At 44.5% G+C, this 10,696-nt stretch carries 8 protein-coding genes, 1 tRNA gene and 1 other RNA gene; 4 read left to right on the top strand and 6 right to left on the bottom strand.

Translation table 11 applies throughout. The features are described 5' to 3' along the window. Positions 1 to 441: 441 nt before the first annotated feature. Complete coding sequence (locus O9334_RS11860; protein WP_238567809.1) at positions 442 to 609, bottom strand: hypothetical protein; 168 nt, start codon at positions 607 to 609, stop codon at positions 442 to 444. 195 nt (positions 610 to 804) lie between these two features. Here O9334_RS11860 and O9334_RS11855 point away from each other — a divergent pair, with 195 nt between their 5' ends. Together O9334_RS11855 and O9334_RS11850 are read left to right on the top strand one after the other, a co-directional pair. Then, entirely contained in the window at positions 805 to 3,042 is a 2,238-nt protein-coding gene (locus tag O9334_RS11855) for an FdhF/YdeP family oxidoreductase (RefSeq protein WP_288000359.1), read from the top strand. A gap of 299 nt (positions 3,043 to 3,341) precedes the next feature. After that, complete coding sequence (locus tag O9334_RS11850; RefSeq protein WP_045359222.1) at positions 3,342 to 3,767, top strand: lysozyme inhibitor LprI family protein; 426 nt, start codon at positions 3,342 to 3,344, stop codon at positions 3,765 to 3,767. Positions 3,768 to 4,379: 612 nt separating this feature from the next. On the opposite strand, the gene O9334_RS11845 is transcribed toward O9334_RS11850, so the two are convergent. Continuing rightward, a tRNA-Gly gene (locus O9334_RS11845) sits at positions 4,380 to 4,451 on the bottom strand. 316 nt (positions 4,452 to 4,767) lie between these two features. Beyond that, entirely contained in the window at positions 4,768 to 5,814 is a 1,047-nt protein-coding gene (locus O9334_RS11840; protein ID WP_288000358.1) for a glucokinase, read from the bottom strand. A gap of 275 nt (positions 5,815 to 6,089) precedes the next feature. Here O9334_RS11840 and ccmP point away from each other — a divergent pair, with 275 nt between their 5' ends. Continuing rightward, entirely contained in the window at positions 6,090 to 6,731 is a 642-nt protein-coding gene (ccmP, locus tag O9334_RS11835) for a beta-carboxysome protein CcmP (protein WP_002766539.1), read from the top strand. Positions 6,732 to 6,978: 247 nt separating this feature from the next. Here ccmP and O9334_RS11830 read toward each other — a convergent pair whose 3' ends face one another. From O9334_RS11830 to ssrS, 3 genes are all read right to left on the bottom strand, one after another. Continuing rightward, a complete protein-coding gene (locus O9334_RS11830; protein ID WP_045359227.1) occupies positions 6,979 to 7,233 on the bottom strand; it encodes a hypothetical protein in 255 nt (84 codons plus the stop codon). A 52-nt stretch (positions 7,234 to 7,285) separates the two neighbouring features. Beyond that, positions 7,286 to 8,665, bottom strand: coding sequence for an NAD(P)/FAD-dependent oxidoreductase (locus O9334_RS11825; protein ID WP_045359229.1), 1,380 nt, complete (start codon positions 8,663 to 8,665; stop codon positions 7,286 to 7,288). 180 nt (positions 8,666 to 8,845) lie between these two features. Then, a non-coding RNA gene (gene ssrS / locus O9334_RS11820) (6S RNA) lies at positions 8,846 to 9,033 on the bottom strand. Between the two features lie 314 nt (positions 9,034 to 9,347). Here ssrS and O9334_RS11815 point away from each other — a divergent pair. Next, the gene (locus O9334_RS11815) at positions 9,348 to 10,637 is read left to right on the top strand and encodes a M16 family metallopeptidase (RefSeq protein ID WP_045359231.1); all 1,290 of its coding nucleotides are present in this window, start codon (positions 9,348 to 9,350) and stop codon (positions 10,635 to 10,637) included. Positions 10,638 to 10,696 lie beyond the last annotated feature (59 nt).

Genomic DNA, 10,696 nt, shown 5'->3' with positions numbered 1-10,696 from the left:
TCTCCGACTCTCAAACAGGATTGGTATTGGTAAGGCTTCAGCTAATATCTCTAACTTAGCTTGCTTTAGTATTTGCCAGGTTCCAACTATCATTAACAACAGTAGATATCTGGCTCGTCCCAGTTCATTTTCTAACACTTTATGGTATAGTTCACTTATCATTTTCGTTATTTAGGTCATATATGGTAAATATGACTGATCTTTTTTGGGAGTCTGTGTCTGTATTTTATGCTACATAAGCTTTTCAGCTTGCTTGTCCCCCTGTCAGAATATTGACAGTCGCGAAAACTAACCAATCCTTGTTTTTCCAATTCTTTAAGGATATTCTGTATTCTGGTTATATTAAGTACCTAAGCAAAATTAATTACACATATCTAAACACCTCTTGCCTCTTGCCTCTTGCCTCTTGCCTATCTTCACTAGGAAATTAATTTTGCACGACTACTTATTATGGGTTATTGCCAATTGCCGAGATGGTTCCGAAAGTATCCGAATTACCGAATCGATTTGAATCGGATAATCTAACATCCCTTTCAGAATCCGTTTCTGTTTTGCTTGGAGATTGGCGCTCATCTCTTCTAAATGTTGAAATTCTTCATTTTCATCCATCTGAATTATCATTTTAATAGACCTCTCCCTAGTCTGATAAAATCACAATCATAGAGTATTGTCAATAACCAGCCGTAGCTTGCCCTCTCGTTTATCCGTTGGTGATGCACTTTTTGAAAAATGGTGATAAACTCAACTGTACTGGGTACACTTTCCCTATCGGAGGGATTTAAGGAAAAATCGGGAGAAAAAGCGATGAACGAACGGGAAACATCAAACAAAATTGAGGCGGGTGGGGGTTTTCCCGTATTGCAATATTGGGCAGAAAAAACCCTCTCTCCTCAAGGGATTAAACTCTGGCAAACCTTAAATCATAAAAGTGCCTGTTTAGCTTGCGCTTGGGGAACGGGGGGACAAAAAGGCGGTTTTGTCAACGAGGCGGGGGAAAGTCTGCAACGTTGTCTCAAAAGTGTCGAGGCGATTACCTCCGAATTAATGCCAGGTATTAAAACCGATTTTTTTCAAACCTATCATCTCGCTCAATTACAGTCCCTAACCTCCTTAGAATGCGACCGCTTGGGTCGTTTCAGTTATCCCGTCCTCTTAAAAGCCGGAGAAAGTCACTATCAACGTATTAGTTGGGAAGAAGTTTATCGATTAGCCGAACAAGCTTTTCATCAACCGTCCGAGACTCTGGCCTCCTATAGTTCGGGACGTTCTTCTAATGAAGCCGCCTATCTCTTACAATTATTTTTCCGGGCATTGGGAAGTAATAATTTAGCCGATTGTTCCGATCTCTGTCATGCCGCCTCGACCGTAGGATTAAAACAGGTTTTCGGCTCTGGGACTTCAATGGTCAGTCTGGAAAGTTTAAAACAGGCCGATTGTGTGGTATTGATCGGTTCTAACGCCCCGGCTAATCATCCCCGCCTGATGAATGAATTAATTCAAATTCGTGATCGCGGCGGTAAAATTATTATTATTAACCCGCAAATTGAAGTCGGATTGGTCAAATTCTCCTCGCCCGCTTTTCCGATTAAATCCCTATTGCGGGGCGGTTCCGATATTTCTACTCTCTACCTACAGCCGATTCCGGGTAGTGATACCGCCCTATTCGTCGGATTACAAAAATCTTTGATCGAACAAAATTTAGTCCGGTGGGATTATCTGGAATCCCATACAGAAAATTGGCAATCTGTTATAGATTACGCCCGACAAATACCCTGGGAAACCATTACTAAAACCTGCGGTTTATCCCGAGAAGAAATTGAAGCAACCGCCGCCCTTTTCGGCAAATTAGAGCGCGTGGTTTTCGCTTGGGCGATGGGAGTTACACAACAGGAAAACGGTGTCGATAATATCATCAGTATCGCTAACACGGCCTTACTCACAGGTAATGCCGGCAAAATCGGAGCCGGAACCATGCCAATTAGGGGTCATTCTAATGTACAGGGCTTCGGTTCTATGGGCGTTACGGTGAAATTACGTCGGGAAATCGCCGAGGCACTTTCTCAACTTTTAGGAAAGCCATTAAATATAACTGGCGGTTATGATACCAGGGCATTAATTGAAGCGGCCGAACGGGGAAAAATCAACACCCTTTTCTGTTTGGGAGGTAATCTTTATGGGGCAAATCCAGATTTAACTCAAGCCAAAAAAGCCTTAGCACAAATTGATACGATTTTTTATGTAGCCACCAAGCCAAATTTAGGACATTTTCAGGGATTAGCCCGACAAAATACGGTAATTTTACCCGTCTTCGCTCGTTTTGAAAATCCTCACCCGACAACCACCGAATCGGGCAATAATTTTGTCCGTTTTAACGAGCGGGGAAGCAGTCATCTACAGGGTTCCGATGTCGATGTCATCTCGGAAGTAGAACTATTAACAAATATTGCCGTCAAAGTTTTAGGTACTGACCCGATCGATTGGTCGAGATTAGACGACACCGCCTATATTCGTCAGCTAATCGCCAGAACGATTCCGGGTTATCAAAAAATCGGGCAATTAGATCAAACCCAAACAGAATTTACCATTAGCGGACGGATTTTTACCGAACCTCATTTTGCGACCTCAACCGGAAAAGCGCAAATGTCTGTCACCCCTTTACCCACTTTAAAAGCGCCGCAAAAGCAAGATTTCAACCAACCGGAAAATGCCCCCGGAATTACCCTCATTCTCGGAACGGGACGCAGTTATGGACAACATAATACCGTCGTTTATCAAGTGGGCGATAAATATCGGGGAATGCCTCACCGTCATTGTTTATTGATGAACGCCGAAGATGCCAAAAAAGCAGGCTTTCGGGAACATCAACGAGTCACCGTCCAAGGAGATGCCGGCAAATTAGAGAATATCGAACTTATTTTCGGTCCGATTCGCGAAGGTGTTGGCTTTATGTTCTATCCCGAAACCAATGTTTTATTCAAAGCTAAAATCGACCCTCGCTGTGGGACTCCTGCTTATAAACGAGTTCCCGTCTGGGTTTTTTAGTTACCGATTCCTCTGATTTTCTTTTTTGGAAATAATGAAATAGAGTTAAGCAAGCGAATAAATGAATCATACTAAATCTGGTTATTAAAGACTGATTATTTATTCCCCTTTTTGCATGAGTGCATGAGTAGAAAACGGGTTTCTCCGAGAAACCCGTTTTCCGTGCGTTACTCAACGGATTTAGTATCAAACCTAGTCTGCTTCCTAAAAAGCTAGATTAAAAACGCTACTGATTCGCAATCCGATCACTTCGATCGCATTTCTGTTATCCTGTTCTTACGATCATAGAATAAATAGCCATGGGTAAGTTTTTACTAACCATATTAAGCATAGCAAGTTTGTTTGCTGTCGGGATGGCTACCCGTGGCATTGCAAGTCCCACATCTGCAGCGACGAACTTGCAACTAGCTCAACGCCCTAACTGTAACAATCCTCAGACTCAAAGCGAAATGAACATTTGTGCCAGCATAGCTTATCAAAACGCTGATCGCAAGTTAAATCAAGTTTATCGACAACTACTGCCAAAACTGTCAGCTTCTCGCCAACAAAAATTAATTAGCGCCCAACAAGCTTGGATTAAGTTTAGAGACAGCAGTTGCGAATTTGAAAGAAGTGCCTATGAGGGAGGATCGATGGCTCCCATGATTTACGGTTTTTGTTTGGCAGATGTCACCGAGCAGCGCACCAAAGATTTGCAGAGATATTTAGAAGATAGCGATCGCTAAGTCAAAATCGCTATTTTTATCGCCAAAAATTCCCTAAAAGTCAAGCAAAATGCTCAATAAACTTCTTATTCCTGAACTTTTCCCCTACATATATACTACAAAAGCCGAAAACCCTTATCGCATTTCGCTGTTATAAGTCAATTGATTTAAAGGTACGTCCTAAGTAGTCGTGCAAAATCAATTTCTTGGTCAGGATAGGCACTCATGCAAGAGGCAAAAGGCTTCGGCAGTGAGACTTCGGCGTGAGACTTCGGCGTGAGATCAGTAGTTCGACAAGAGTTCGGCGAGGCTGACTCGAGCCGCTCACTAACACTCACTAACACGAACACTCATACAAAAGGCAAGAGGTAGTTAGATATGTGTAATTAATTTTGCTTAGGTACTTATCTATCATTATAAGGGTGATAGAGTGAAGGGTCATAGATTATACTGAGGGATTGGCGAGAATGAAGGTGTATCAGAGCGCGAGCGCCGATGAAGACGCAAGGTTTTTGAACCACTATCCCTCAAAACCTTGCACCTGTTTCCCATCCAAAAGCTCCAAAACCCTTACCTCATCTATATTTCACATTTATTCAGCCAGCCCTAGTTATCGTCACAATTGTCCTCAGAAGCGGGTAACGCGACTCGAACGCGCGACATTCACCTTGGGAAGGTGACGTTCTACCACTGAACTATACCCGCAAAAGTCTTCCTAATCATAGCATTGACCCCCGGCCAGAGCAACTGCCCTAGGCTGTTTTCCATAACCGCGCCAGTGCAGTTTGTCGGCAAAACTGGCCTGGTCGGAATTTAACATTTTTTCTTCACAGGACAGTAGGACTTTTTCTAGCTGTTGATCGGCATTTTTTCGGCTTTCTAGCGGCTTTTGTTGATAAACACCAATAACATCTAAGCCCCCCCAAGCACAGCCAAGGGCAGGAAAACGGTGATGGAGAACATTTTTTCGAGCGCTTGCCTCAATCGCCGCCGCCGTTGGTAAAATCCAGTCAACCCTCGCTCATAGCTGACTAGCACAGTAAACCGCCCCCATCAGTCCCACTTGGGGATTAAGGACGATATGAACGGGAATATTGCTTAATAGCTCCCTCATCCGACCTTTAGCCCGAAAAGCCTTCATAAAGCTACCCTCGGTCATTAGGGGAAGATTTTTGGCCGCAATCCCCCCCGCGATGTATAATCCTCCGTAGGGAAGCAACTTGAGGGCTAAATTGCCCGCTTCCGCACCGTAGGCCTCGACAAAGATTTTCATAGTTTGATAACAAAGATAATCCGAGTCATCTTGGGCAAAACTGGCAATTTTAGCCGCTAAATCGACGGTTTTTTGCGGTTTACCCATTTCTGCTAACCAAGTGCGGTAAATTTCCGCCATGGCCGGTGATGACTGACTATAGTTACTATCGTGGAGAAATCGATAGATAGAAGTGATTCCAGGGCCAGAAACCACTCGCTCCACCGAAATTCGCTCGATATTATAGAGTTCCAAGAGATAATTTAATAGTTGATATTCTAAACTCGATCGAGGGGCAAAATCGGCGTGGGAACCCTCACTACCAAACACCCGATATTTACCCTTCGAGATAGGAATCAAAAAACCCTCTCCTAACCCCGTCCCCGCACCGATAACCGCAATCGGGGCCTCTGGTACTGCCGGGGCCGACTGTAGATTGTGCAGCTCCTCTGGGGCTAATCCTAACACCCCATAACCGATCGCCGCAAAATCATTAATTAATTTTACCCGCTCAATCTGCAGCTCACGGCTTAGGCGATCGCCAGTTAGGAACCAACTTAAATTAGTCAATTCGGAACTATTGTTAACCACTGGACCGGCAATACCGAAACAAGCTTTTGCCACTGGGGGAATAGTGGTTTGTCGGGCCAAAAACTGCCAGACGATCGGGACCAGATCGGGGTATTGTTTACTAGGATAACTTTCTTGATCGAGAGTGGTTAGCAGGGGTTGGGGACTATCCGGTGAGTTTTGGCAATCCACTAAACGCAGGATTGTTTTAGTTCCCCCGATATCTCCCCCTAAAAGAATCGTCATGCTGGTTTTTCCCTTAGTTTGTCCCCATAATTATAGTTTTTTACCCCTTCTCCTCGGCAAATTCAAGGGCAGCCGATTCTATACTATAGTGGAAGATGGTAATGCCTAAGCCCTAATTAAGGATTGATTGATCGTCGCTCCGGATCGGCCAGAGGAGAGAAACGGGACTTAAATATATTTTAGGTCTCACTGTAGCCTCGGGGCGATCGATAAGGCGGCAGAACCTATAGCTGTCCCCATAACTTTTAAGATAGACCAGAGAGGGAGAAATTAGCTTGGGTGTAGAACTTCGCAGTTACGTTTATCTTGACAATTTACAGCTTCAACACGCCGCTTACATCGGTACAGTCGCCCAAGGATTTTTACCCTTACCCGGGGATGCTTCCCTCTGGATTGAAATTTCCCCCGGCATCGAGATTAATCGCATCACCGATATTGCCCTCAAATCCGCCGTGGTTCGTCCGGGGGTTCTATTCGTAGAACGACTCTACGGACTCCTAGAACTCCATTCTAGCAGTCAGGGAGAGGTCAGGGCGGCCGGCCAGGCAATTTTGCAGTATTTAGGCGTTAGTCAGCGCGATTGTCTGAAACCGCAAATTGTCTCTAGCCAAATTATTCGCAACATTGACGCTTACCAAGCCCAATTAATTAACCGTAGTTCTCGGGGTATGATGTTAATGGCAGGACAGACTTTATACGTTTTAGAAGTGCAACCGGCCGCCTACGCTTCCCTTGCCGCTAATCAGGCCGAAAAAGCCGCTTTAATTAATATCCTACACGTTACTTCCGTGGGCAGTTTTGGCCGCTTATATTTAGGGGGAGAAGAACGAGATATTATCGCTGGTTCCAGGGCGGCAGTTTCAGCTTTAGAAAATATTCAAGGTCGAGCTTTTCCGGGTAGCGACAAAAAAGAATAGGCTAACAAAGGCAAAAGGCAGAGGGCAGGAGAAGGTATAGGATAGTGGGAAGTGCGAAGAAAGAAGAGAAAGCTTGAGCATTTGTACTAAATAGCTAAAAAGACGATTTACACTAAATCCTGTTATTAAAAACTGATTATTTATTCCCCCTTTTGCCTCTTGCCGTTCGGCTGAGCTCACGGCCGAAGCCTCTTGCCTTTTGCCTGTCCTTATAAGTAACCTATACTCAACGGATTTAGTATTAGACCTATTGAGGAGATTCAAAAATTAGTTCGCTATTATTCAGTTTTTCAACGACTAAATGGCGATAGAGTGTCACTTGCCGGAGGATTTGGTCGGGATTATTTTTCTTATTAGAAAACATGATCGTTTTAATCGATTCAAATTCTATTCTTGTGATCACACCATCTTTGATCGCTCGTTCAATTGTAACTCGTAAATATTCTAATTCTTGGCTTTCCTCTGGGGTAATTTCTAGACTGTTAGGATGTTCTATTTTCATGATCGATTGTTCTTACCTGCTAACTGATAACTAGATAATCACGGCTATTTTTTCACACTTTCACAATTGGTGGAGAGAGAGTTTCCTTCGGGTTAGAAACGGCAAGATTGTTATTATTTTGGCCGTTATTTTGCGGCAATTGTCCCGAGGCTAAATTCTGCCCCTCTCCCGTAATCAAACGAGCGCCACGACCGCGGGTAAAATAATTCCAACCCCATTGCACCATCACCACTAATTTATTATCAAATTCGATCAGATAGTAAATATGGGCCCAAACCCAGACTAACCAAGCGATGAACCCGGAAAACTTGACAAATCCCAAATCAACCACGGCCGCATTTTGGCCGATAACTGCCAGACTACCTCGATCGATATAATGAAAAGGTTTAATACTTTGCCCTTTTAGGCGAGAAATTAATAAATTGGCCAGATATTCGCCCTCCTGCATGGCCACGGGGGCAATTCCGGGTAAAGGTTTATCTCCCTGATGGGCAAAATTAGCCAGATCCCCGATCACAAAAATATTGGCATAACCGGCGATACTTAAATCGGGTTCGACGATTACCCGGCCGACGCGATCGAGATTTACCCCAGTTCTTTCGGCCAAAATTCGCCCCATTCTCGATGCTTTTACCCCCGCTGCCCATAAAATTGTCTCGGCAGCGATTTCTGTCGTCTTTTCTCCCTGACGGACGCTGACACAACCTTCAACAATATTGGTAACGATGCTGTTAGTTTGCACTGTCACCCCTAATTTTGTGAGAGAAGCGGCAGCTTTAGCGGATAAATCGGGTGAATATGGGGGTAATACCCGCTCCATCCCTTCTAAGAGCAAAATTTTCGCTTCTGTGGGGTTAATCTGGTGAAAATCAGACCTAAGCGCACCGTGGGCAATTTCAGCGATCGCTCCTGCTAATTCTACCCCCGTCGGTCCGCCACCGACAATAACAAAAGTTAATAAAGCTTGCCGCTTTTCGGCATCGATTTCTTTCTCGGCCTTCTCGAAAGCGAGATAGATGCGACGACGCATTTCTACTGCGTCTTCAATGGTTTTTAACCCGGGAGCGTAGGGCTGCCATTGATCATTGCCAAAATAGTGATGACTGACTCCCGTGGCAATAACTAACTGATCGTAGGCGATCGGTGGGTGATCTTCCAAGATCACTTCTCCCTTGACCGGATCTATATCTATGGCATGATCGAGGAGAATATCTGTATTCTCATGACCCCGTAGGATTAAGCGCAAAGGTGAGGAGATATCGGCCGGAGACAGCGCCCCAGTAGCAACTTGATAGAGGAGGGGCTGAAAAAGATGGAAATTTCGCTTATCGATGAGGGTAACATGAACGGGGGCGTTTTTTAGGGCTTTGGCCGTGTATAAACCCGCAAATCCGCCGCCTATGATAACAACTCTTGGCTGTTTTTCAGTCATTGCTTAACAATAATTCATAAATTTTCCCTAGTGTAGTCCAGATTGTCACAATTTAGCAGTGACAAGCGTTACCGAAAACAGCAGTCTTTAACCTAGAAAAAATATAAATCAGCGCTTTTTTGGCCAGCGCGGAAGGCAAAACCAAAAAAGTACAGGGACTCTGATCTGCTCAAAAAACTTGAAAAGACCGCTACGCCGTTTTACCTAAGTTTATGACCTGGGTTAACCAGGTGGGAACTTATATTCCGCGTTTCTGTTTCCGAGTACAAGCTCGGTTTACTACCACACGGATTGGTTATTCGCTCCCTTATCACAATCAAGCATAGATCAAAAAACTTGAAAGGCAGTCACCAACGTAGAAGCCCGATTTGGTTCCATCATAGCATTTTTTTTTCTCAGAGGCAAGAGGAGAATTATGAATTATGAATTGGGGTGTGGGGTGTGGGGTGTGGGGTGTGGGGTGTGGGGTGTGGGGTGTGGAAAGAATAAATAAAAATAATCTCCTGTCTCCTGTCTCCTGAATACTGTCTCCTGTCTCCTGAATACTGTCTCCTGTCTCCTGAATACTGACTCCTAACTCCTAACACCCAACACCTGATCTTGTTGGCTCTCTGAAGGTCTGGGACTACAATAGAGAAAAGTGACAATTTTTGCCAGAGTGATTACCGAGGACTAATAAAGAATGACGGCTATCCTAGGGAAACCTGCCACGCTCAACACTCCGATTCTGCACCGTCTTGCCAATGGTTTAACGATTATTGCCGAAAGTCAACCGGTAGAAGCGGTTAATCTCAATGTCTGGCTGCAGGTCGGCTCGGCCTTAGAATCGGATCAGATCAATGGAATGGCTCATTTTCTCGAACACATGGTTTTTAAGGGAACCCCTAACTTAGACAGTGGTGAATTTGAACGGGCGATCGAATCGAGGGGAGCGGTGACTAATGCCGCTACTAGCCAAGAATACACCCATTATTACATTACCACTGCCCCGCAGGACTTCGCCCATCTGGCCCCGCTCCAGCTAGAAGTGGTTTTAGAAGCTTTAATCCCCGATGAGGCTTTTGAGCGGGAAAGACAGGTTATTTTAGAAGAAATTCGTCGTTCTCAGGATAATCCCCGTCGTCGCACTTTTTATCGCACCATGGAGACCTGTTTTCAAGTTTTACCCTATCGTCGTCCGGTGTTGGGTCCGACGGCAGTGATTGAAAATCTTACTCCTCAACAAATGCGCGATTTTCATCGGACTTGGTATCGTCCCGAATGGATGACGGTGGCGGTGGTGGGTAATTTGCCTGTAGATGATTTAATGGCTATTGTGAGTGATTCTTTAGATAATTTAGGCAGTAAGGGCAATTCTGGGCTTATTTCCCATCCGATCGCCAATCTACAGCCCGAAGCTCCCTTTAACGAGATTATCCGTCAAGAATACGAGGATGAAAATTTGCAGCAGGCCCGCTTAATCCTATTTTGGAAAGTGCCGGGGTTAAGAGACTTAGAAAAAACCTATCCTCTCGATGTTTTAGCAGCTATTCTGGGTCAGGGCAAGGTATCGCGATTATTTCAATCTCTGCGGCAAGAAAAGGCCTTAGTTTCCCAAATCACTGCCAGTAATATGTCCCAAGCAGTGCAAGGAGTCTTTTCCGTGTCGGCCCAATTAGCCTCGGAAAATATCGAGCAAGTGGAGAGGGAGGCGATAGCACAGATTAGACAAATCCAACAGGAATCTGTGACAGTTTCTGAACTGGAACGAGTTAAAACCCAAGTGGCCAATCGGTTTATTTTTAGCAATGAAAGACCGAGCGATCGGGCTAACCTTTACGGTTATTATCATACTCAGATCGGTGATTTACAACCGGCTTTTTGTTATCCCCAACACATTGAAGCCCTCACTTTAGAGGATATTCAAAATGCCTGTCAAGAGTATTTAAATCTCAACGCTTACGGTGTGGTGGTGGTGAGACCAATTCAGTAATCAGTGAACAGTAATCAGTGAACAGTAATCAGTGAACAGTAATCAGTAATCAGGGATAA

This window comes from Microcystis sp. LE19-8.1F (assembly GCF_027531715.1).
Taxonomy (GTDB): Bacteria; Cyanobacteriota; Cyanobacteriia; order Cyanobacteriales; family Microcystaceae; genus Microcystis; species Microcystis wesenbergii_A.
Note: the sequence above shows the minus strand (reverse complement) of the source record. Positions and strands in the feature narration are given on the sequence as shown.